This is a genomic window from Enterobacter cloacae complex sp. P17RS, from assembly GCF_014895885.1.
Taxonomy (GTDB): domain Bacteria; phylum Pseudomonadota; class Gammaproteobacteria; order Enterobacterales; family Enterobacteriaceae; genus Enterobacter; species Enterobacter bugandensis.
In genome coordinates this window covers 86,246-107,838 of record NZ_JADBQK010000016.1, presented here as the reverse complement: position 1 = coordinate 107,838, position 21,593 = coordinate 86,246, and the positions used below count along the sequence as shown (strand labels likewise).

The 21,593-nt window shown below is 56.8% G+C and carries 24 protein-coding genes; 7 read left to right on the top strand and 17 right to left on the bottom strand.

The features are described 5' to 3' along the window. Window positions 1–142 precede the first annotated feature (142 nt). Entirely contained in the window at window positions 143–1,387 is a 1,245-nt protein-coding gene (gene mtr / locus IM265_RS13570) for a tryptophan permease (RefSeq protein ID WP_193031359.1), read from the top strand. 84 nt (window positions 1,388–1,471) lie between these two features. On the opposite strand, the gene IM265_RS13565 is transcribed toward mtr, so the two are convergent. The 3 genes from IM265_RS13565 to IM265_RS13555 all read right to left on the bottom strand — a co-directional run bounded on the left by IM265_RS13565 (window position 1,472) and on the right by IM265_RS13555 (window position 4,439). Then, window positions 1,472–2,479 (bottom strand): LLM class flavin-dependent oxidoreductase, encoded by a 1,008-nt coding sequence (locus IM265_RS13565; protein WP_047367057.1) that lies wholly within the window; start codon window positions 2,477–2,479, stop codon window positions 1,472–1,474. A 78-nt stretch (window positions 2,480–2,557) separates the two neighbouring features. After that, the gene (locus IM265_RS13560) at window positions 2,558–3,436 is read right to left on the bottom strand and encodes a U32 family peptidase (protein WP_028014542.1); all 879 of its coding nucleotides are present in this window, start codon (window positions 3,434–3,436) and stop codon (window positions 2,558–2,560) included. A 7-nt stretch (window positions 3,437–3,443) separates the two neighbouring features. Beyond that, a complete protein-coding gene (locus IM265_RS13555; RefSeq protein WP_014885366.1) occupies window positions 3,444–4,439 on the bottom strand; it encodes a peptidase U32 family protein in 996 nt (331 codons plus the stop codon). Between the two features lie 211 nt (window positions 4,440–4,650). Here IM265_RS13555 and IM265_RS13550 point away from each other — a divergent pair, with 211 nt between their 5' ends. Next, window positions 4,651–5,175, top strand: a complete 525-nt coding sequence (locus IM265_RS13550; protein WP_028014541.1) for an SCP2 domain-containing protein — start codon at window positions 4,651–4,653, stop codon at window positions 5,173–5,175. Continuing rightward, window positions 5,169–5,672, top strand: coding sequence for a GNAT family N-acetyltransferase (locus tag IM265_RS13545; RefSeq protein ID WP_041907900.1), 504 nt, complete (start codon window positions 5,169–5,171; stop codon window positions 5,670–5,672). The genes IM265_RS13550 and IM265_RS13545 overlap by 7 nt, the downstream gene beginning before the upstream one ends. Here IM265_RS13545 and IM265_RS13540 read toward each other — a convergent pair. Further along, window positions 5,659–5,988 carry a GIY-YIG nuclease family protein gene (locus tag IM265_RS13540; RefSeq protein ID WP_045260079.1) on the bottom strand — a complete coding sequence of 110 codons (330 nt, stop codon included), beginning with the start codon at window positions 5,986–5,988 and terminating at the stop codon, window positions 5,659–5,661. The genes IM265_RS13545 and IM265_RS13540 overlap by 14 nt on opposite strands. Window positions 5,989–6,002: 14 nt before the next feature. Between IM265_RS13540 and IM265_RS13535 the strand changes: the two genes are divergently transcribed. Continuing rightward, window positions 6,003–6,437: a YhbP family protein gene (locus tag IM265_RS13535; RefSeq protein ID WP_047364709.1), complete on the top strand. Its 435-nt coding sequence runs from the start codon at window positions 6,003–6,005 to the stop codon at window positions 6,435–6,437. Here the strand turns inward: IM265_RS13535 and IM265_RS13530 are convergent. After that, entirely contained in the window at window positions 6,417–6,935 is a 519-nt protein-coding gene (locus IM265_RS13530) for a type 1 glutamine amidotransferase domain-containing protein (protein WP_028014537.1), read from the bottom strand. The two genes, IM265_RS13535 and IM265_RS13530, sit on opposite strands and share 21 nt — an antisense overlap. 128 nt (window positions 6,936–7,063) lie before the next feature. Here IM265_RS13530 and IM265_RS13525 point away from each other — a divergent pair, with 128 nt between their 5' ends. Both IM265_RS13525 and IM265_RS13520 read left to right on the top strand, forming a co-directional pair. After that, on the top strand, window positions 7,064–7,708 hold the full coding sequence (locus IM265_RS13525; RefSeq protein WP_041907904.1) for an NAD(P)H-binding protein: 645 nt from the start codon (window positions 7,064–7,066) through the stop codon (window positions 7,706–7,708). Between the two features lie 40 nt (window positions 7,709–7,748). Then, a complete protein-coding gene (locus IM265_RS13520; RefSeq protein WP_028014535.1) occupies window positions 7,749–8,786 on the top strand; it encodes a permease in 1,038 nt (345 codons plus the stop codon). A gap of 49 nt (window positions 8,787–8,835) precedes the next feature. On the opposite strand, the gene dolP is transcribed toward IM265_RS13520, so the two are convergent. From dolP to IM265_RS13500, 4 genes are read right to left on the bottom strand one after another with little or no spacing between them, the layout of a single operon-like run. After that, window positions 8,836–9,411 (bottom strand): division/outer membrane stress-associated lipid-binding lipoprotein, encoded by a 576-nt coding sequence (gene dolP, locus IM265_RS13515; protein ID WP_047367060.1) that lies wholly within the window; start codon window positions 9,409–9,411, stop codon window positions 8,836–8,838. Between the two features lie 9 nt (window positions 9,412–9,420). Then, window positions 9,421–10,011 carry a DnaA initiator-associating protein DiaA gene (gene diaA / locus IM265_RS13510; RefSeq protein WP_003861754.1) on the bottom strand — a complete coding sequence of 197 codons (591 nt, stop codon included), beginning with the start codon at window positions 10,009–10,011 and terminating at the stop codon, window positions 9,421–9,423. 21 nt (window positions 10,012–10,032) lie between these two features. Continuing rightward, entirely contained in the window at window positions 10,033–10,428 is a 396-nt protein-coding gene (locus IM265_RS13505) for a YraN family protein (protein WP_028014533.1), read from the bottom strand. After that, the gene (locus IM265_RS13500; RefSeq protein ID WP_193031361.1) at window positions 10,386–12,533 is read right to left on the bottom strand and encodes a penicillin-binding protein activator; all 2,148 of its coding nucleotides are present in this window, start codon (window positions 12,531–12,533) and stop codon (window positions 10,386–10,388) included. Before IM265_RS13500 ends, IM265_RS13505 begins: the two co-directional genes overlap by 43 nt. A gap of 61 nt (window positions 12,534–12,594) precedes the next feature. Here IM265_RS13500 and rsmI point away from each other — a divergent pair, with 61 nt between their 5' ends. After that, window positions 12,595–13,458 carry a 16S rRNA (cytidine(1402)-2'-O)-methyltransferase gene (gene rsmI, locus IM265_RS13495; RefSeq protein WP_193031363.1) on the top strand — a complete coding sequence of 288 codons (864 nt, stop codon included), beginning with the start codon at window positions 12,595–12,597 and terminating at the stop codon, window positions 13,456–13,458. A 50-nt stretch (window positions 13,459–13,508) separates the two neighbouring features. On the opposite strand, the gene IM265_RS13490 is transcribed toward rsmI, so the two are convergent. From IM265_RS13490 to garD, 8 genes are all read right to left on the bottom strand, one after another. Beyond that, on the bottom strand, window positions 13,509–14,282 hold the full coding sequence (locus tag IM265_RS13490; RefSeq protein ID WP_008501493.1) for a DeoR/GlpR family DNA-binding transcription regulator: 774 nt from the start codon (window positions 14,280–14,282) through the stop codon (window positions 13,509–13,511). A 110-nt stretch (window positions 14,283–14,392) separates the two neighbouring features. Then, window positions 14,393–15,436: a galactitol-1-phosphate 5-dehydrogenase gene (gene gatD, locus IM265_RS13485; protein WP_088204353.1), complete on the bottom strand. Its 1,044-nt coding sequence runs from the start codon at window positions 15,434–15,436 to the stop codon at window positions 14,393–14,395. Between the two features lie 40 nt (window positions 15,437–15,476). Continuing rightward, window positions 15,477–16,850 carry a galactitol-specific PTS transporter subunit IIC gene (locus IM265_RS13480; protein ID WP_088204354.1) on the bottom strand — a complete coding sequence of 458 codons (1,374 nt, stop codon included), beginning with the start codon at window positions 16,848–16,850 and terminating at the stop codon, window positions 15,477–15,479. Window positions 16,851–16,854: 4 nt separating this feature from the next. After that, entirely contained in the window at window positions 16,855–17,139 is a 285-nt protein-coding gene (gatB, locus tag IM265_RS13475) for a PTS galactitol transporter subunit IIB (RefSeq protein ID WP_021242240.1), read from the bottom strand. 28 nt (window positions 17,140–17,167) lie between these two features. Then, window positions 17,168–17,635, bottom strand: a complete 468-nt coding sequence (gene gatA / locus IM265_RS13470) for a PTS galactitol transporter subunit IIA (RefSeq protein WP_032653576.1) — start codon at window positions 17,633–17,635, stop codon at window positions 17,168–17,170. 13 nt (window positions 17,636–17,648) lie between these two features. Continuing rightward, window positions 17,649–18,920 carry a tagatose-bisphosphate aldolase subunit GatZ gene (gatZ, locus tag IM265_RS13465; RefSeq protein WP_100170928.1) on the bottom strand — a complete coding sequence of 424 codons (1,272 nt, stop codon included), beginning with the start codon at window positions 18,918–18,920 and terminating at the stop codon, window positions 17,649–17,651. A gap of 34 nt (window positions 18,921–18,954) precedes the next feature. After that, the gene (locus IM265_RS13460) at window positions 18,955–19,809 is read right to left on the bottom strand and encodes a tagatose bisphosphate family class II aldolase (RefSeq protein WP_021242237.1); all 855 of its coding nucleotides are present in this window, start codon (window positions 19,807–19,809) and stop codon (window positions 18,955–18,957) included. A gap of 176 nt (window positions 19,810–19,985) precedes the next feature. Then, window positions 19,986–21,557 (bottom strand): galactarate dehydratase, encoded by a 1,572-nt coding sequence (garD, locus tag IM265_RS13455; RefSeq protein WP_045630708.1) that lies wholly within the window; start codon window positions 21,555–21,557, stop codon window positions 19,986–19,988. Window positions 21,558–21,593 lie beyond the last annotated feature (36 nt).

Below are 21,593 nucleotides of genomic sequence, written 5' to 3'. Positions count from 1 at the left end.
GCCTTTCGCTTTTGACGTAAAGTAAAATATACAGCCCCGATACATGCTATCGGGGCTTTTTTTATTCCCTTTGTACTCTTGTACTGGTACAGTGCATCACACTAAAATGCAGAACCGCATGATTAACTGGAGAAAAGGCTGTATGGCGACACTAACCACCACCCAAACGTCACCTTCGCTGCTTGGCGGCGTGGTGATCATCGGCGGAACCATTATAGGTGCCGGGATGTTTTCCCTGCCCGTGGTCATGTCCGGTGCGTGGTTCTTCTGGTCGCTGGCCGCGCTGGTGTTCACCTGGTTCTGCATGCTGCATTCCGGCCTGATGATCCTTGAAGCGAACCTGAACTACCGCATTGGCTCCAGCTTCGACACCATCACCAAAGATCTGCTGGGCAAAGGCTGGAACCTGGTGAACGGCCTTTCCATCGCATTTGTGCTCTACATCCTGACCTACGCGTACATCTCAGCAAGCGGCTCGATTCTGCATCACACCTTTTCGGAGATGTCGCTGAACGTTCCGGCGCGTCTGGCGGGACTCTGCTTTGCGCTGGGCGTGGCGTTTATCGTCTGGATGAGCACCAAAGCGGTGAGCCGCATGACGGCGATTGTGCTGGGCGCGAAGGTCATCACTTTCTTCCTGACCTTCGGCAGCCTGCTGGGGCACGTTACGCCCGCCACGCTGTTTAACGTTGCGGAAGCTAATACCTCCTACACGCCGTATCTGCTAATGACCCTGCCGTTCTGTCTGGCGTCGTTCGGCTACCACGGCAACGTGCCGAGCCTGATGAAGTACTACGGCAAGGATCCGCGCACCATCGTGAAGTGCCTGGTCTACGGCACGCTGCTGGCGCTTGGGCTGTATGTGATTTGGCTGCTGGGGACAATGGGCAACATCCCGCGCCCGGAGTTTATCGGCATTGCGCAAAAGGGCGGTAACATTGACGTGTTGGTGCAGGCGCTGAGCGGCGTACTGAACAGCCGCAGCCTGGATCTGCTGCTGGTGGTCTTCTCCAACTTTGCGGTGGCGAGTTCATTCCTCGGTGTGACGCTGGGCCTGTTTGACTACCTGGCGGATCTGTTTGGCTTTGACGATTCTGCGATGGGGCGTTTCAAGACGGCGCTGCTGACCTTCCTGCCGCCGATTGTCGGCGGTCTGCTGTGGCCGAACGGGTTCCTCTATGCCATCGGCTATGCAGGGCTGGCGGCCACCATCTGGGCGGCGATTGTGCCAGCGCTGCTGGCACGTAAATCACGTAAACGCTTCGGCAGCCCGAAATTCCGCGTCTGGGGCGGTAAACCGATGATTGCGCTGATCCTGGTATTTGGGGTGGGTAACGCGCTGGTTCACGTGCTGTCGAGCTTTAACCTGTTGCCTGTGTACCAGTAAACACATTGCCCGGTGGCGCTACGCTCACCGGGCCTACAGGGACCGCGTAGGCCGGATAAGGCGAAGCCGCCATCCGGCAAAAAACTACCCCACCAATTCTTCTTTTACCTGCATCGCCAGGTCAAACGAATGTAAACGCGCCTGGTGATCGAAAATCTGGCCGTTGACCATAATTTCATCCGCCTGCGTTTCACGCAGCACTGCTTCCAGCCCGTGACGCACTTTTGCCTTATCACCCACCAGCGACATGCTCAACGCCTGCTGCACGCCATACTGCTCGGAGGCCGACCACAGCTGATGCATATTTTCCACCGGAGGCGGCAACTGGCCCGTCTCGCCGCGGCGCAGCTTCACAAACGCCTGCTGCATAGAGGTAAACAGGAATTCCGCGTCGCGATTGCTGTCAGCGGCAATGATGTTGATACACACCATCGCGTACGGCTTCTCCAGACGCTCGGACGGTTTGAAGTTCGTACGGTAGAGGTGCAGCGCCTGATGGAGCATATCCGGCGCGAAGTGGGAGGCGAACGCGAACGGCAGCCCCAGCTGCGCGGCGAGCTGCGCGCTATACAGGCTCGAGCCTAACAGCCACACCGGGATCTTCTCGCCATAGCCCGGCACCGGGCGCACGTGCGGGTTCGGATCGCGCGCGTCGAACCAGTCCACCAGTTCCGCCACGTCGCGCGGGAAGTTATCGATATCGCCGCTCATATGGCGGCGCAGGGCGCGCATGGTCGGCTGGTCGCTGCCCGGCGCGCGGCCAAGCCCCAGGTCAATACGGCCCGGATAGAGGGTGTTCAGCGTCCCGAACTGCTCGGCTATCACCAGCGGGGCGTGGTTCGGCAGCATCACGCCACCGGAGCCAAGGTGCAAAGTGGTGGTATTCGCTGCCAGGTAGCCAATCAGCACCGATGTAGCGGCGCTGGCAATGCCGACCATGTTGTGATGTTCTGCCAGCCAGTAGCGGTGATAGCCACGCTTTTCGGCCAGCTGAGCCAGATCGAGAGAGTGCGTGAAGGCTTCTCTTGCCGAGGAGCCTTGTGGGATCGGCGCCAGATCCAGCACCGAAAACGGAATGGTTTTGTCAGTCATAACAGCTCACTTTGTCGACGGTCAATCTTTAATACTGCATTAAAAAATGATAACCGTTGTTAACAAAGTGAGCCTTTTTTAGGCCTGAAGTTCCAGCCCGGCCAGACGTTTCCAGTAACCGTTGCAGTCGCTGTTTGCCGTCAGCGGCAGCGGCGACGCGCCGTTTTCGTTGGCGCGGAAGGCGTCCAGCATCGCGAAAACGCTGGTATCCAGCGGCGACAGACGCACCATGTCCACCAGCCCGTCCATCGACGCCAGCTCGTTGCCGAGGTTATAGACGTAACCGCTCATGGTCTGAATGCCGTTCAGGACGAATACCTGCTGGTTCTCCTGCGACAGCATGCTGCGCCCGTTCGGGTACTTGATGCAGCAGGTTTCACATTCATCTTTCGGGCGGTCTTCCGATCGCGCGGTGAAGCAGCGGGCAGAGTAGGCCAGCGGCAGATGACCGTAGCTCAGCACTTCCACTTCGAACTGATGGCGAATGCCCAGCTCGTCGCACTGATTCAGCAGGTTTGCCAGCCAGTCACGGGAGAGCTCCACCGGCATGCACCAGCGGGTCATTCCCTGTTTGAGCAGCAGGCGCAGGGTGACGGCGTTATAGCAGTTCAGCGCATGGCCTGCGACAAACGGCAGCCTGCGTTCGGCGCACATGTTCACTACCCCCAGGTCGCTCGCCTCCAGCAGAAACTCACCGTTTTCGACGTAGCGCTTCAGCTCGCCCAGTTCGGACGAAGCCTGCACCAGCGCGAGCGTTGACAGCACCACCTGCTTGCCGCTCCCGGCCAGGCTTTTCGCCATCTCCAGCCAGTCGCCCACTTTGGTTGCGCGGCGTTTGCTGCATACTGCTTCACCGAGGTAAATCACATCGGCGCTGCTGGTGGCGGCCTGTTGGTAAAAATCTTCCAGCGTCTCTTTTGGCCAGTAGTAGAGCACCGGCCCTAATGAATATTTCATGGTTATCTCACTGCCATTTACGGTGATACGCGCCCAGCGTGGTTTGCGTGCCTTCGGACATCGATCCGAGCGTCTCCATCCACGCCGCCTGTGGGGCGTAGTTCTGCGGGTCCGCCATGCAGCGGTCGATGGCCTGACGCCACACTTTCGCCACCTGGCTTACATAGGCCGGACTGCGCTGGCGACCTTCAATTTTCACCGAGGCAATATTGGCGGCCAGTAGTTCCGGCAGCAGCTCCAGCGTGTTAAGGCTGGTGGGCTCTTCCAGCGCGTGGTAGCGCTCGCCGTCGACCAGGTAGCGGCCTTTGCACAGCGTCGGATAACCCGCGTTTTCACCGTCCTGATAGCGGTCGATCAGAACTTCATTCAGACGCGACTCCAGCCCCTGTGGGGTCTGCTGCCAGCGGACGAAGCGGGCAGGGGAGCAGGCCCCGACGGTATTCGGCGATTCACCGGTTAAATAAGAAGAAAGATAGCAACGGCCTTCGGCCATGATGCACAGACTACCAAAGGCAAAAACCTCCAGCGGCACTGGCGTGACGCGCGCGAGTTGCTTAACCTGATGAATAGAGAGCACGCGCGGCAGCACCACGCGAGCGACGTCAAAGTGTTGATGGTAAAAACGCACCGCCTCTTCGTTGGTGGCAGATGCCTGAACAGAGACGTGGCGCTCAATATGCGGATAGCGTTCTGCCGCATACTCAAGCATGGCGAGGTCGGCCAGGATTAACGCATCGGCGCCCAGCTGTGCTGCCATGTCCACCGCGCGCTGCCAGCGGGCGTAACCGTCAGGATGGGCAAACGTGTTGATGGCAATATGCAGCTTGCGGCGGTGCTGATGAACGAAGTTAACGGCTTCCTGAAGCTTTTTCTCCGTAAAGTTAAGGCCAGCAAAATGGCGGGCGTTGGTGTCATCCTTCAGCCCGATATAGACCGCATCGGCCCCATTCTCGATGGCCGCCTTAAGCGCCGGAAGGTTTCCGGCAGGGCAGAGCAGCTCCATAAATTATCCTGATGTAGTCGATAGCAAAATTGTTAACGAGCTGGGATTTTAATTAACCCATACGCGACAATTTTTGATTTAAGGCAGCTAATGGCGTATTGATGGCACCAATAATGGGGTACGTCCGACGATGGTTTGTTGATTTACGCCGCTATGTTCTGGAACGGATGTGGCAAAATAGCGGGACTATAGCTATCAGGGAGTAAAGCTCGTGCTGGATAAACTGCGTTCACGTCTCGTACAATTCGGTCCATCAATGCTGAGCGTGCCGGTCAGGCTGGCGCCGTTCGCGCTTAAACGCCAGGTGCTGGAGCAGGTCCTGAGCTGGCAGTTCCGTCAGGCGCTGCAGGATGGCGAGCTGGAGTTTCTGGAAGGGCGATGGTTAAGCATTGAGGTGCGTGACATCGGGCTGCGCTGGTTTACCTCCGTAGAGAACGACCAGCTGATCGTTCGTGAGTCTGCCGAGGCGGACGTGAGCTTTAGCGCCAACGCCAGCGACCTGCTGATGATTGCCGCGCGTAAGCAGGACCCGGACACACTCTTCTTCCAGCGCCGTCTGGTGATTGAGGGCGACACGGAGCTTGGCCTGTACGTTAAGAATTTAATGGATGCCATTGAGCTGGAGCAGATGCCGAAAGCGCTGCGCGTGATGTTGATGCAAATGGCAGATTTTGTTGAGGCGGGGCTGAAATCCCCGCCGGACAGTAAACACACTTCAGTAGGTGAGCCATGCTGATTCGAGTCGAAATAGGGATTGATGCACCGGGTATCGATGCGTTATTACGCCGCTCTTTTGAGAGCGATGCGGAAGCCCAACTGGTCCACGATCTCCGTGAAGACGGCCTGATCACGCTGGGGCTGGTTGCCACCGATGACGAAGGTCAGGTTGTCGGCTATGTTGCCTTCAGCCCGGTGATCGTTCAGGGTGAAGATCTTCAGTGGGTGGGCATGGCACCGCTGGCGGTAGATGAAAACTACCGCGGGCAGGGGCTGGCGCGCCAGCTGGTCTATGAAGGGCTGGACTCGCTGAATGAGTTTGGTTATGCCGCCGTGGTCACGCTGGGCGATCCGGCGTTCTATGGCCGTTTAGGCTTCGAGCAGGCCGCGCATTACGATCTTCGCTGCCGCTGGCCGGGTACCGAATCCGCCTTCCAGGTGCATCGCCTGGCGGATGATGCCCTGAACGGCGTAAATGGTCTGGTGGACTACCACGACCATTTTAATCGCTTTTAATCAGGCTCTCGCGTAGCGCCTCAAAGGAGCCGTCTCCGGTCACGAGGCGCTCCTTCTGGCGCTTCGTTAGCTGCTTAATACGGTACTCCAGCCTGAGTGCCAGCGATCTGTCCCCCACGGCGGCAGAAAAAGCCAGCTGCAGTTCGCCTTTCCCCCGCAGCGCTTTTGCCCCTTTCCCCGTTTGATGTTGTAAAAAACGCCGCGCCACATCGGTGGTGATCCCGGTGTAGAGTGCGTTATCAGCGGTTCGGACAAGATAGAGAAACCAGCACACGGTAAACAGATTCAGTATGTTAAGGTGAACGCACCATAGCATGAGAGAGAACGAAAATGGAAACACTGGCCGCCATTAACCGCTGGCTGGCAAAGCAGCACGTCGTGACCTGGTGCGTATATAGCGAGGGCGAAATGTGGTGCGCCAACGCCTTTTACTACTACGATCCTGAACGCGTCGCTTTTTACGTCATGAGTGAGGACAAAACGCGGCATGCCCAGATGACCGGCCAGCAGGCAAAAGTGGCGGGCACGGTCAACGGCCAGCCCAAAACCGTCGCGCTGATCCGCGGCGTGCAGTTCAAAGGTGAGATTCGTCGTCTGGAAGGTGAAGAAAGCGACGCACAGCGTAAACGCTACACGCGCCGCTTCCCGGTTGCTGCTGCGCTAAAAGCCCCGGTGTGGGAAATCCGCGTTGATGAGCTGAAATTTACCGACAACACCCTGGGCTTTGGCAAGAAGCTTCACTGGCTACGCGCCGAGCAGGCGTAGCGCTTCGCGATTAAACGCCGGAAGATCGTCCGGCGTACGGCTGGTGATCAGCTGGTCGTTATCGTTGACCACCTCCTGATCGTAAAACTCGGCCCCTGCGTTTTTCAGATCGATAACGATCGGTTTCACCGCCGTAAGCTTACGCCCGCGGACCACTTCAGCGCTGATCAGCAGCTGCGGGCCGTGGCAGATGGCAAAGACCGGCTTGCCGGTGCCGACGAAGTCACGGGTAAAGGTGACGAAACGCTCGTCCCCGCGCAGGGAATCCGGTGAATGGCCGCCCGGTAACAGCAGGGCGTCGAAATCTGACGGGCTGACGTTATCGATGGACTCGTCGATGGTCACGCTGGCTTCGCCCTTGTGGCCCTTCACGGTTTTACCCGCTTCTTTCTCAATGGTGATGACCTCGTGGCCTGCCTTGCGGAATGCCTCAGCTGGCGACGTAAATTCTGAATCTTCAAACTCGTCGGTAATCAAGACTGCGATTTTTTTACCCATGCTTCCTCCGTTGTTTTCGCTTCAGACTGTTTTTTTCCCGTTTGTGGTAAATACTTACCGGTAACAGACTTTTAAGTGTGGTAGAGCAGGTCCAGATCGCAAACGGACAATTCTGTAAAGGGGATAAGATGAGTCAGGTACTGATTACCGGCGCAACCGGGCTGGTGGGGGGACATCTGCTGCGGCTGCTGATCCAGGACCGGCATATCAACTATATTGCCGCCCCGACGCGCCGCCCGCTGTTGGATATCACCGGCGTCTATAACCCGCACGATCCCCAGCTCACCGACGCGCTGGCGCAGGTGCAGGATCCTATAGATATCGCCTTTTGCTGCCTGGGCACGACGCGGCGTGAGGCGGGCAGTAAAGAAGCGTTCATCCATGCGGACTACACGCTGGTGGTGGATACCGCCCTGACGGCGAAAAAGCTGGGGGCAAAACATTTCCTGGTGGTGAGCTCGCACGGCGCCAGCACCGGCTCACCGTTTTTTTACAATCAGGTGAAGGGCAAAATGGAAGAGGCGCTGATTGCGCAGAAGTGGGAGCGCCTGACAATCGTACGGCCTTCCATGCTGATGGGCCACCGCGACGAACGGCGTTTTAACGAATCCTTCTTCGCCCCGCTGTTTCGTATCCTGCCGGGTAACTGGAAGTCCATCGAGGCGCGGGACGTCGCGCAGGCGATGCTGAAAGAGGCGCTGGCACCGTCGCAGGAGGGCGTCAATATCATCCCTTCGGCAAAACTGCGTGAAATCGCGCAGGGCGAGGCGTAAACTTCTCCGGCTTATTAAATAACACTCTCCGGGGAATGGTATGACTGGTCAGTCTTCATCTCAGGCGGCAACACCTGTCCAATGGTGGAAGCCCGCACTCTTCTTTCTCGTGGTCATCATTGGCCTCTGGTATGTGAAATGGCAGCCGTACTACGGCAAAGCCTTCACCGCCGCCGAAACGCACAGCATCGGTAAATCTATACTCGCTCAGGCTGATGCCAGCCCGCTGAAGGCGGCATGGGATTACGCCATGGTCTACTTCCTGGCGGTGTGGAAAGCTGCCGTCTTAGGGGTAATCCTGGGATCGCTGATTCAGGTACTTATTCCGCGAAACTGGCTGGTGAAAACACTCGGGCAGCCGCGCTTTCAGGGCACGCTGCTGGGGACAATTTTTTCTCTGCCGGGCATGATGTGCTCCTGCTGTGCCGCACCGGTAGCGGCGGGTATGCGCCGCCAGCGCGTATCCATGGGCGGTGCGCTGGCATTCTGGATGGGGAACCCGCTGCTCAACCCGGCGACGCTGGTGTTTATGGGCTTTGTGCTCGGCTGGCATTTTGCCGCTATCCGTCTGGTTGCCGGGCTGCTGACGGTGCTGGTGGTGGCGACGCTGGTACAAAAACTGGTGAAGGATACTGCCGTCGAACCCGCAGCCGTTGAACTGGACGTCAGCGAACCGCAGGGCGGTTTCTTCACTCGCTGGGGTAAGGCGTTGTGGCAGCTTTTCTGGAGCACCATTCCGGTCTATATCCTGGCGGTACTGGTTCTGGGCGCGGCGCGCGTCTGGCTCTTCCCGCATGCGGATGGGGCGATCGACAACACGCTGATGTGGGTGATTGCGATGGCCGTTGCAGGCTGCCTGTTTGTGATCCCCACTGCGGCAGAAATTCCGATTGTCCAGACCATGATGCTGGCCGGTATGGGTACCGCACCGGCGCTGGCGCTGCTTATCACCTTGCCGGCAATCAGCCTGCCGTCGCTCATCATGCTGCGTAAGTCTTTCCCGGCGAAAGCGCTGTGGCTGACGGCGGGGCTGGTGGCGTTGAGCGGAGTGATGGTGGGGAGTATTGCGTTGATGTAAAAAAAGCCCGGTGGCGCTCGCGCCTACCGGGCCTTTAGTCAGACGTGGATTACTTAATGTAGGTAAACGCGGTGGTGACGTGCTTCACGCCGCTCACCCGGCTGGCGATATCCGCCGCCGCTTTCCCTTCACGATCGGTCACCAGACCCAGCAGGAACACTTCACCGTTTTCGGTCGTTACTTTTACGTTTGAGGATTTCACCTGGTCTGAACCCAGCAGCTGGGAGCGGACTTTGGTGGTGATCCAGGTGTCAGACGACGCGGTGCCCAGGCTGATTGGCTGACCCTGGCGGATTTCATTGAAGACTTCCGTGGTGCCCTCAACGCCCATTGCGATCTGCTTCGCGCGGCTGGAGAGGTCGGTATTCGGTGCCTGACCCGTCAGCAGGACTTTGCCCTGATAGGCCGTCACGTTGATACGCGCTTCTTTCTTGATTTGTTCGTCTTTCGACAGCGCACTGTTGACCCGCAGCTCCAGCGTACCGTCATCCACCTGCGTTCCCACAGAGCGCGGATCGGTCGCCGCTTTGGTGCCTACTGCGGCAGTACCCACAACGGCCGCAGCAATACATCCCTGAAGCAGTAATGCAGACATAAGGACTGCGAGGGTCGATAAAGCCTTCATAAAAACTCCTTAATCATCCTGGTGAGGGAAAAGCGTGTTATCGATCAAATCGCATAAGCAGTTCACCGTGAGCATATGCATCTCCTGGATACGTGCGCTACGGTGAGACGGAATGCGGATTTCCACATCCTGCGGCCCGAGCAGACCCGCCAGCTCACCGCCGTCATAGCCGGTTAAGGCGACGATGGTCATGTCGCGGGTAACGGCGGCTTCAACGGCTTTGACGATGTCCCGGCTGTTGCCGCGCGTGGAGATCGCCAGCAGCACATCGCCGGCATGCCCCAGGGCGCGCACCTGCTTTGCGTAAATTTCGTCATGCAGACGATCGTTAGCAATCGCTGTTAAGACCACATTATCGGTATTAAGTGCAATGGCAGGTAAACTCGGGCGTTCGGTTTCAAAACGGTTAATCATGCTGGCAGCAAAATGCTGTGCGTTGGCGGCTGAGGTTCCGTTGCCACAACAGAGGATTTTGTTGCCGTTAAGCAGGGATTGCACCAGCGTCATTGCAGCGCGAGAGATCGCGTCCGGAAGGGCTTCCGCCGCGGCAATCTGAGTCTGGATGCTTTCTGTGAAGCACACTTTAATTCTTTCGAGCACGTTATCCCTTTTAAATCTTAATTATGCGTCTTCGCCAAAAGCGTTTTTAAGCCATTCGATCTCATTTCCGGTGAAGGCTATCACATCGAAACGGCAATCCACAGTATCAAAGCTCCCATTATGGCGGGCAAGCCACAAGTGGGCAGTCTGTAATAATTTATGTTGTTTGGCGAGCGTCACGCTGGCGGCAGCACCGCCAAAACGGGAAGACTGTCGAAAGCGGACTTCTACAAACACAATCACCTGACCGTCTTTCATGATCAGATCAATTTCGCCGCCGCGCCCGCGGACGTTGGCGGCGATAAAGCGCAGTCCTTTGCCTTCGAGCCAGCGACGCGCTTTTAACTCCCACGCATCGCCGGTCTCTTTACGGCTTAACTGGCCGGGACGATTTGCCCCTGCTGGTATTTGAGCCATGATAACTTCCTGTTAATCACACAGTCCTGAGTGGCGGTCAGATCGCCGGTGTTGCCGTTAAGCTCAAAGCCCGGCACCTGACGCATCTGGGTAAAGTGGTTTGCCAGCGCCCACGCATCAACACCCATCGCATACAGACGCGCCAGAGAGTAGTCGTTACGTACGGAGCTTAGCGCCTGCTGCATCAGCGCCGGGTTGCTGCCCGCCAGCATCGGGATTTCGCTGTACTGCAGGCCGTCCATTTCCAGACGGAAATCCGGGCCTGCGGTGCCCTGTGCGCTGCGGGAGCTGGCGTAGAGCGTTGCACCGCTCTGGCTGCCGTTACGCATCGCGATCATCGGCTTGATAAAGGCGATCTCCTGCGGCGTGGCAACGATATAGGCCGCATCCGCTTTACCACCACCGCTTATCTGCGCGTCGGTTGGCGGGGCAGGGATGGTCAGGCCGCCAATGGTCACGCTCTGCTGCTGCGGCAGGCTGGCGGAAACCGGACTGCCGTTAAGCGCGATACCCGCTCCACCGTTAACGCCCGCACGCAGTTCAGAGACGGAACCGAATTTCTGCTGCAGCACGATGCCGCCGCCCAGCTTCTGCCACTCGTCGGCAAAAGCATTAGCCACGCGATCGCCCAGCGTACTGCGCGGGATCAGCAGCAGCGGGGCCTGTTTACCCTGCTCGTGGATATGACGCGCCGCATCGCGGGCTTCATCTTCCGGAGAGAGTGCGAAGTAGCAGATATTGGCCCGGTTCTGAACCTGCTCTGGCTGGTTGAGCGCCAGTACGTTCAGCGTGGTATTGCTCTTCATTAGCTCTTCCACGTTGTTTTTCAGCAGCGGGCCGACAACGATGCTTGCCCCGTCCTGCTGAACCTGCGCCAGCACCTGGTCAAGCGGCTTCGAACTGGTGTCGTAGATTTTCAGCTCAGCGCCAGGGTTCGCGCTGGCGGTCGCCACGGCCTGCGGCTGAGCGGCAGGTTGTGATGCTGGTTGTGCCGGCTGCTGTTGAGGCTGTTCTGTCGTTGCCTCTGGTGCAGGCGTCGCTTGTGCCTCAGCCGGAGCCTGTGCTGCCGGTGCGGCAGTTGCTGGAGGGGTAGTCGGTGCGGTAACCGGGTTTTGCATTGTACCCTGCGGCGGGGTTTGTGCGGTGGTCAGGTCACTGGTCTCGGCGGCTGAGGGGCTGACAACGTCGTTCACGTTGGCCGCCTGCGCTGCCTGCACCGGAACCGCACTGCCCGTTACCGGCGTGGTGCCGTTTTTCGCCGCTTCAAAGCCCTGTTGAATCGTACGGCCAAATACTGCCGCCTGGCCATTTAGCGGCAGAAGCAGCGCAATTTTGCTTGTCGACGCAGGCTTAAAGTTCTGCACATTCACCAACTGGGTTGGCAGCATTTTTGCGCCTGGGTTCTGCGGGTAACGGGTCTGCCAGTCGGTAATACCGGCTTTCAGCATTTTTGGATCGCTGCGGTTGTTAAACCACATCTGCTGCAGATCAAGCCAGCCCTGAAGCACGTTTTCGTCCGCGTTAATGACCAGCGCCTTTGCCTGATCCTGGGTCATCGAGGCAAGCGCCTGCCAGGTGGCATCAATGTTTTTCTGCTTGTCGGCACCGGCGAGCAGCGGCTCCTGGGCAATCAAGGCACGCAGGAGCGTCAGGGAAGGGCGCCCCTGCTCAGCGGTAATGCCTGCCTGCCAGAAGCGCGCCTGCTGGTTTTTATCCAGCGCGCTCAGGTCGATGCTCCCCAGAATCTTTTTCGCGCCATCATAATCTTTCTGCGCGACCTTCAGCTCGGCAGAGAGCAGGCTCTGCTCAAGTTGCTGAGTATCGTTAAGCTCTTTCGGCAGTTGGCCGAACAGCTCGGCAGCCTGCTGGGTTTTGCCCTCTTTCAGCAGTGCACGAATGGCGAGTAATTGCCAGTTGATCCTGGTATCATTTGTACTCTGCGACATTTGTTGCAGATAAAAGCCAGAATCAGCCTGAGCGGAGCCCTGAAGATGGGCGGTGCTCTGGTCAGGTGCCTGGGTGCCACAGCCTGCAAAAATCAGGGCTGCGAGCAGCAGCGGCACGCTGCGCGTGGCTTTTTTTCGAAGAAACGTTAACGGTACCATACTGTATCCAGTGATTTTTTTACGCAATGCTCAATATTAAATCGGCAATACGGACGAAACAATGAAACAACACGAAACGGCAGATAATTCTCAAGGCCAGCTTTATATTGTACCTACTCCTATCGGGAATTTGTCTGATATTACCCAACGTGCGCTGAACGTATTGCAAGCTGTTGATTTAATTGCCGCTGAAGACACCCGACACACCGGTTTACTGCTGCAACATTTCGCGATTAACGCCCGTTTGTTTGCCCTGCACGATCACAATGAGCAACAAAAAGCTGAAACGCTGGTGGCGAAGCTCAAAGAGGGGCAGAACATCGCGCTGGTCTCTGACGCCGGGACGCCGCTGATTAACGATCCTGGCTACCATCTGGTGCGCACCTGTCGCGAAGCCGGGATTCGCGTTGTGCCGCTGCCGGGGCCGTGCGCCGCGATTGCTGCATTGAGCGCCGCAGGTTTGCCGTCTGACCGTTTCTGCTATGAAGGCTTCCTCCCTGCCAAATCCAAAGGCCGTCGCGATGTATTAAAGGAACTGGAAGCCGAGTCGCGTACCCTGATCTTCTACGAATCCACTCACCGCCTGCTGGAAAGCCTGGAAGATATGGTCACCGTCTGGGGCGAATCCCGCTACGTGGTGCTGGCGCGCGAGCTGACCAAAACCTGGGAAACCATTCACGGCGCGCCAGTCGGTGAACTGCTGGCGTGGGTGAAGGAAGACGAAAACCGCCGCAAGGGTGAAATGGTGCTGATCGTCGAAGGGCACAAGGCGGAAGAAGACGCGCTTCCTGCCGACGCGCTGCGTACGCTGGCGCTGCTGCAGGCGGAACTGCCGCTGAAGAAAGCCGCTGCGCTGGCGGCAGAAATTCACGGCGTGAAGAAAAATGCGTTGTATAAGTATGCGCTGGAGCAGCAGGGGGAGTAATTCCTGCTGTTTTGCCGGGGGGCGGCTGTGCGCCTTACCCGGCCTGCAAACTACACTGTGATGATCTCGGTGCCCGTTTTACCCAACAGTTCTTTTTCGTGCTTGCCGATTCCATCATCCGTAATCACACAGTCTATTTTTTCCATCGGCAGCACCTGGTTGAACCCGCGGCGATTAAATTTACTGGCGTCCAGCACTGCAATCACCTTATGCGCTGCAGCTGCCATCACGCTGCTGATCGAATAGCCTTCATTGAACGTCGTAATGCCGTTGGTGGCATCAATACCGTCCGCGCCGACAAACATCAGATCTGCGCTTATCCCGGTCAGAGAGCGCTCAGCGATGGTGCCATGCATAGAGTGGGTTTTATGGCGCACGGTACCGCCACAAACCACGAGCGTAATGTCTTTATTTTCCGAGAGGGCAAACGCGGCAGGCAGGCTGTTGGTGATGACGGTGATATTGGCTCGTTTGGTCAGCGCTTCGGCGATGAGCATGGTGGTGCTTCCGCTGTCCAGAATGATCGTCATTCCCTCTTCAATCATGGCCGCGGCAGCCTGTGCGATGCGCTTCTTCGGGTCGCTCGCAAGTTGATAACGGTCTTCCAGCACCACTTCCTGATTTTCGCTTTCTGCCAGGTTGCTGCCGGGCCTTGCGGCGCCACCGTGAAAACGCGTGACCAATCCCTTTTCTTCCAGCAGACGCAGATCTGTTCGAATCGTCACTTCTGAAATGCCAAACATATTCGACAGATCCAGCACCATGACACTGCCCTGAGCGTTGACGAGGTCAACGATTTTATTGCGTCGCTCAAATGAGTTCATATTGAATTGCCTGATAATTAACTGCCTCTATTCTAATCGAAGGTATGCGAAAGGTGTACGGTAATATTCGAAAGTAAATGTGAGCCAGCTCAGGTTGCTGGCTCGAAGCACTACGCAAAGCGCAGCATAATTTTGCCCTGCATAGGCGCACCGTTTAGTCCTTGCACAGCCTGAGCAAAGCTGTCGCTATCGCCGGTATGAGCAATAAGGGGCTTTAGCTGCAATTTTTTCTCTGTGAGCAGACGGGCTGCGGTTTTCCATTCTTCACCCGGCCACGGGGCCGAATAATTCATCCAGCTTCCCAGAAGCGTCAACTCCTTACGCAGTATCTTGCTAAATGTCGCCGCAGGTAAGTTCAGGTCATGATGCAGCGTACCCACCAGCGCGACCTGGGCCCGCGGCCCGGCGATATCAATGGCGAGCGTAACGGTTTGCGGTGTACCAGCAGTCTCAAGAACCAACTGATCAAACGGGTTGTCGCTCAAGGCGTTAAGGATGTCGTCTGCGGCCAGAGCGCGGCTATTAAACACCTGAGTTGCCCCCAGCGTTGTTGCCAGCGCGAGCTTATCGTCGTTGATATCGATCGCGATAACGCTGTTGGCGCCCAATGCCAGTGCACACTGCATCGCCAGCAGGCCGATAGTGCCTGCGCCGACAATGATGACGTTCTTACCCTCGCAGCCGGAAGCAAGATGAAACGCATGTAGCCCTACGGTTATGGGCTCAATAAATGCACCATCTTCAATTGCCATCTCTGCAGGAAGGCGGAACAGGTTTGCTCGCTTCACCACGATATATTCCGCGTTGCCGCCTTCGCTGCGAGATCCGACAAACTGATACTGCTTGCAGAGCGAGAAGTAGCCTTTTTCACACGCCGGACAGGAAAAGCAGGGCAGTAATGGCACGCAGGCAACCGGATCGCCTGCCTTGAGATCGTGTACTTCGGTACCACAGGCTTCGACATGACCGCTAAATTCATGTCCGAGGGTGATGGGATAATAATGTGCCCCTCCGGCAAAAATTCGCGGAATATCGGAGCCACATAATCCTGAGCAGGCAATACGCACCCGCACATCATCCGCAGCCTGAATGTGAGGGATTGGACGTTCTTCAACGCGCACGTTGCCCTCAGCGTGAATTACCACTGATTTCATATTCACTCCAGAAAAAGAGGGGAGCATGGCTCCCCGGATATCAAGACACCGTCTGGCTTTGCGGGGCAGCGGCGTTCTTTTCTGCCGCGTTAAACACGCGGGCACGTCGCCAGGTAAGCAGGATGCCGGTGACGTAAATGGCACCAATCACGATGAACCCCACCACGTTTTGCCAGGTGAACAATTGGATGAGCAGCCAGGTGACGGGTGAACCGCCCTGATCCATGGAGGCCACCAGTCCGCCCGCTTTCAACGCGCCAGCATTTTGCGCAAGCTGGGTGTGCAGGCCGATGGTCTGGGTCGCAATCCACAGCGTAATGCCCATTATGATGACGCCAGAGATAAGCGTGCGGAACAGGTTGCCCTGATGCACCGCGACCGCCATCGCCACAAAAAAGCCGATAGTGGCAAGGTCACCGAACGGCAACACCTGGTTTCCCGGCACCATAACAGCAATCAGGATAGTGAGCGGTATGAAAATCAGGCTGGCGGAGACGACGGACGTATGGCCCAGCAGCAGCGCCGGATCGAGACCAATTAAGAACTCCTGCCCACCAAACTTTGCCTGCAGACGTTTACGGGCATGTTTAGCAATCGGCGTCAGGCCGTCCATGATCGGTTTGATAACGCGCGGCATCAGCAGCATCACGGCGGCGGTTTTCACGGCCAGCTGGAGAACGGATTTGGTGTCGTAGCCTGCCAGCATGCCAATGGCCAGTCCCATCACAAACCCAACTGTGACCGGTTCGCCAAACGGGCCAAAGCGTTTTTGCACGTCGTCAGCGCTAAAATGAATACGCTTCAGGCCTGGGATTTTATCGATAATCGTATCGACCAGAACGGCGATTGGGCCGAGGTAAGCTGACGAGCCGTGAGGGATGGCGATCCCTTCCAGACCGAAGAAGTCCCGCGTGTCTTTGGCAAACCAGTCCCCCAGCTTGTAAACAAACGCGGCGTGCACTACAACGCCCAGGATCCCCAGCCAGTAAGAGCCGGTTGCCAGGTGCAGCATCGCACCGGTGAAGGTCATGTGCCAGATGTTCCAGATATCGACGTTCACTACCCGCGTCATCCGCGTCACTAGCATGACAACGTTGACGCCAATGGCAACAGGGATAGCGATAAGTGCAATCTGTGATGCCCAGGTCATTGGGGATGAACCAGGCCAGCCGACATCCACCACGTGCAGGTTAATCTGGAACTGCTCAGCCATCGCTTTGGCCGCCGGGCCGATGGAGTCAAGCATCAGGCCAATAACCAGACCGATCCCGACGAAGCCAATGCCGATATGTAGGCCGGATTTAAAGCAATCGCCCAGCTTCATCCCCAACAGCTTAGAGAAGATGATGATGACGATTGGCAGCATTACGGTTGGCCCCAGATCGAGGATGTACCGCATGATTTCGGTAAACATGATCTTACCCCTCGAGGATGGTCAGAATTTTTTGCTGCAGGGCTTCGATGCCGACGCCGGATACAAACGGCATGCCATGCACCACCGGGATATCGCCAAAGGCTCTGTCAACTTTCGCCGTGGTACAAATCAGGTCTGCACCGTCCATATAGGTTTCGATTTCAGTCACCCTGCACTGGACCAGATCCAGCTCAATGTGGTGGGCTTCACACAGTTCTTTGATCTCTTCTGCTGCCATGGTTGAGGTGGCGACAGCACCGCCACAGGCAACAATAACTTTGCGTTTCATAGGGTACTCCTTTCTTATTATCAGTATGTTATGAAGCCCGGGCACAGGCGACAGGCTCAAGGATCGTCTCCCGTAAACGATCGGCCAGGCGCTCTGCGGGCGCAGCCAGCAGCATGTCCAGCACGTCCGGGTTTTGTAGCTCACTGAAAAGGCGGCGCAGCAATTTCATTTGCGCCGCAGGGTTTTCAACGATTAACGCGATGATGAGTGAGACGGCGACCTCGCCATCATCATCGGCCTGCTGAAAATGCACCGGTTTGTCCGGACGAATCAGGTAAATCGCGGGGCGTTTCGCATGTACGGCTTCGCAGTGCGGAATAGCGACCGCATGGCGTTCAAGGGCAATGCCGGTGGGGTAGTTCATCTCCCTTTCCAGAAGGGCGGCAGGGTAGGTGGCGTGTACAACACCGTTAGCCAGCATCTCCTCGCCAATATGCGCCAGCGCCTGCTGGCAGGTTTCAAACTCAATTCCGGTACGGACAAAAACGTGACTCATACACTCTCCGGCATTAGAGGGGTTCAGGGGTGCAGCCAAATCGATAGGCGCGTAATACATCCTGTATTTTGTCGATGATGAGATTTTGCGGTGTTGCGGCGATCTCATTCATCGACAATCGTTCGAACTGGACGGGCATAAACTGGCTAATCAGCCCCAGAGGCAAGGAGGTTGTGCTCAGATTAGCGATCAACTTCTCAACGCTCTGGCGAATGCGCGGGTGCGGCCAGTAGTAGCGAATGCGATCGGACAGGCTAAAGTGAATATCCACCATTGCCTGGCTCCAGGTGGGGCGGTAGTACTTCTTCCAGTAATCCGGCTCGTTCAGCATGACTTCGTCGATCACGTCAAGCGCATGGCTGCGTTGCTCAGGGGCGATGAGGGCCTTCTCCATTTGTGCAAGGGCAAAAATGGCTTCTCGCAGGGCAAAGGTAAGCGCCGGGCCGACTTTCAGGATCGCGAAGTGATCGCGAACCAAAGCACGATAGGCCTGACGTGTCTGGTAGTCGGTGGAGTGCGCCTCATAGACCATGGGGGTCTGGCGGATCCAGCCGGAAAGCGCCTCTGCCGCGTGCGGCTGGTAGTGAATGATTTGCGTATGGTCGAACTCCACGCCGGGTTGTACGACTATCGCAATCACACGCGTCATCGCCTCGTCCAGACCGAGCGCGGCAAAGGCCTCACGATGCGTTTCCAGCGTCTGCGCGGCATCTTCCACACGGGTAACATGAACGCTGTTAATACTGCTGGCTTCACCGCCGGGAACGGGAACCTCAGTACCAATCACGTAGGTTAGCGCCGCTTTTTGTTCTTCAGTGGCTGTCTCTTCTGCGGCTTTGCACAGTCGGGCGGCACGCTGTGCCACCACCCCTGGCGGGAGTGGGACAGGATCGTCTGCACAGGACATTGAGGCGTCCAGGTGGATCTTGCTAAACCCCGCCGCGATATAGGCTTTGATCAATGCGATGGATTTCTCCATCGCCGCGTCTGCCGGTTCGTTTTGCCAGCAGTTTGGCCCCAGATGATCGCCACCCAGGATCAAACGTTCATGCGGAAAGCCCACCTCTTTAGCGATCTTCAGAACAAAATCACGGAAATCAGCGGGTTTCATACCGGTGTAACCGCCGAACTGGTTCACCTGATTTGAGGTAGCTTCAATCAGTACCTTGTTGTCGGTATGCAAATCGAACCGCAATGCGGCTTCGATTACTAGCGGGTGCGCTGAGCAAACAGAGCAAATACCGACATCTTCTCCCGCTTTATGGCGGGTAATAATATCTTTCACGTTTCCTCCTGGTCAGGACTTCAGGCTTTCGTATTTAGAGCTTTCCTTCACAACCACAATCGTTAATAACTTTACGTACCACCTCTTTCATGGCGCGTTTGGCGGGCACCATGTAATGACGCGGGTCACTGGTTTCGGGATGTGAAGCGAGATAGGTTTTCAGGGCATTCGAGAAGGCGATTTTGAGTTCTGTGGCAACGTTGACCTTGCAGATACCGAGGCGAATGGCCTGAAGGATATCGGCCGTAGATAAACCGGAAGCGCCGTGCAGCACCAGCGGGATATCGACCTGATTGCGGATCTCTGCCAGACGTTCAAAATCAAGTTTCGGCGTGGCAGTGTAAAGGCCGTGCGCGGTACCGATGGCGACGGCCAATGAGTCGATACCCGTTAATTCAACAAACTCGCGTGCCTGTTGCGGGTTGGTGTAAAGCGCATCTTTGCTATCGACCACCAGGTCATCTTCCTGCCCGCCAAGACGGCCAAGTTCAGCCTCCACGCTCACATCGTAACGGTGGCAGTAGTCTGTCACTTTCTTCACCAGGGCGACGTTTTCAGTGAACGGATGATGAGATCCGTCGATCATCGCCGAGCGGATCCCGCTCTGGACTTTCAGCGCGATATCGTCGAAATCTTCGTGATGATCGAGGTGGATCGCCAGCGGTTGGTTGTACGTTTTGGCCAGATCGCTGGCGATGGCGACCACGTTACCGGTTCCTGCATAGCTGAATGTGCCGGGCGTACCCGCCACGATCAGCGGAGATCGCATCTCAGAGGCCGTTTCAACGACCACCTGCAGCGTTTCGAGATTATGAATATTGAATGCCGGTACGGCGTAACCTTCGCGCTGTGCTTTTAGCAGCATCGCTTTCGACGAGATGATGAACATCTTTCCTCCGAAACCTTTCGTTTTATTTATGCGAAAGACAATATAGGGTTTCGGAATGTTGTTTTGTGATTGATATCTTAAAAATGAAAGAATCGAAATGAAAGGTAAGGATGCGAAAGAAATGAAAGCAAAAAAAAGCATGGCCGAAGCCATGCTAAGCGAGGTTTACAGCAAACTCACGTCACCGGTGCCGGGTTAAACACCGCCAGCTGGTTATGCAATCCCCACTGGTCCGAGAAAGTTTTCTTCCTCCCGCTCGCTACGTCCAGAATAAAATGAAACAGCTTCCAGCCCACGTCCTCAATACTCTCTTCCCCGGTGGCGATGGTGCCCGCGTTGATATCCATTAAGTCATACCAGCGGTTTGCCAGCTCGGTGCGCGTCGCCATCTTGATCACCGGGACCGCCATCAGCCCGTACGGTGTGCCGCGCCCGGTGGTAAAGACCTGCACTGTAATACCGGAGGCCACCTGCTGGGTGCCGCACACAAAATCGCTGGCAGGTGTTGCCGCATAAATAAGGCCGCGCCTGGTTGGCCGCTGGCCCGGAGAGAGCACTTCCACAATCGCGCTCTGGCCGGATTTGGCAATCGAACCGAGGGCTTTTTCCACCACGTTCGCCAGGCCGCCTTTCTTGTTGCCCGGCGAAGGGTTGGCGCTGCGGTCCGTTTTGCCCATATCGAGATAGTTATCGTACCAGGCCATCTCCTCCAGCAGGCGTTTGCCCACCTCTTCGTTGACTGCGCGTGGCGTCAGCAGATGGATGGCGTCACGCACTTCGGTTACCTCGGAGAACATCACCGTGGCGCCGCAGCGAACCAGCAGATCGGACGCATAGCCCACTGCCGGGTTGGCCGTCACGCCGGAAAACGCATCGCTGCCGCCGCATTGTGTTCCCACCACCAGTTCCGATGCCGGACACGTTTCGCGCTGGCGGCGGTTGAGTTTGTCCAGATGATGCTCTGCTACCTGCAAAATATCGTCGACCATTGAACGAAAACCAACGTGGCGCTCGTCCTGCAGGCGCACGATGCTGGCCCCGTCAGCCGGGATGGCTTTGACATCTTCGGTGCCCTGAAGCAGGCGCTCTGGCTGCAATTTTTCACAGCCGAGACCGATTACCATCACCTCGCCGCCAAAGTTCGGATTCAGGGCGATATTGTGGATAGTACGGATCGGCACGACCGCCGCGGGCGCATTGATCGCTACGCCGCAGCCGTACAGGTGGTTAAGACCCACTACGCCGTCGACGTTCGGGTACTTTGGCAGCAGATCGCGTTCAATGATTTTCACCACGTAATCCACCACGCCCGCCACGCAGTGCACGCTGGTGGTAATGCCGAGCAGGTTTTTGGTGCCGACGCTACCGTCCGCATTGCGGTAGCCTTCAAAGGTATAGCCCTCCAGCGGCGGCAAAGCTTCAGGAACGCGGGTCGCCAGCGGAAGCGTATTCAGCGGCGGTGCTTCTGGCAGCGCCACCAGCGACTCCTCAATCCAGCTACCCTGCGGAATAGCGCTTACCGCATAGCCGATGACTTCGCCGTAGCGTACGATTTCACCGTGGGCAGGAATATCGACCAACGCGACCTTGTGCCCCTGCGGAATATGCTCAATCAGCTCCAGCCCGTCCGGGAAGCGGGTGCCTGCTTTTAAGCCATTGTCGTTGACAATAATCGCCACGTTATCCGTATCGTGAACCTTAATATAAAACGCCGTCGGGGGTGCCTCTCTAATTGCAATATCGGTCATTATTCACTCTTCTCCGGCAAAGTTTCAGCTATGAAA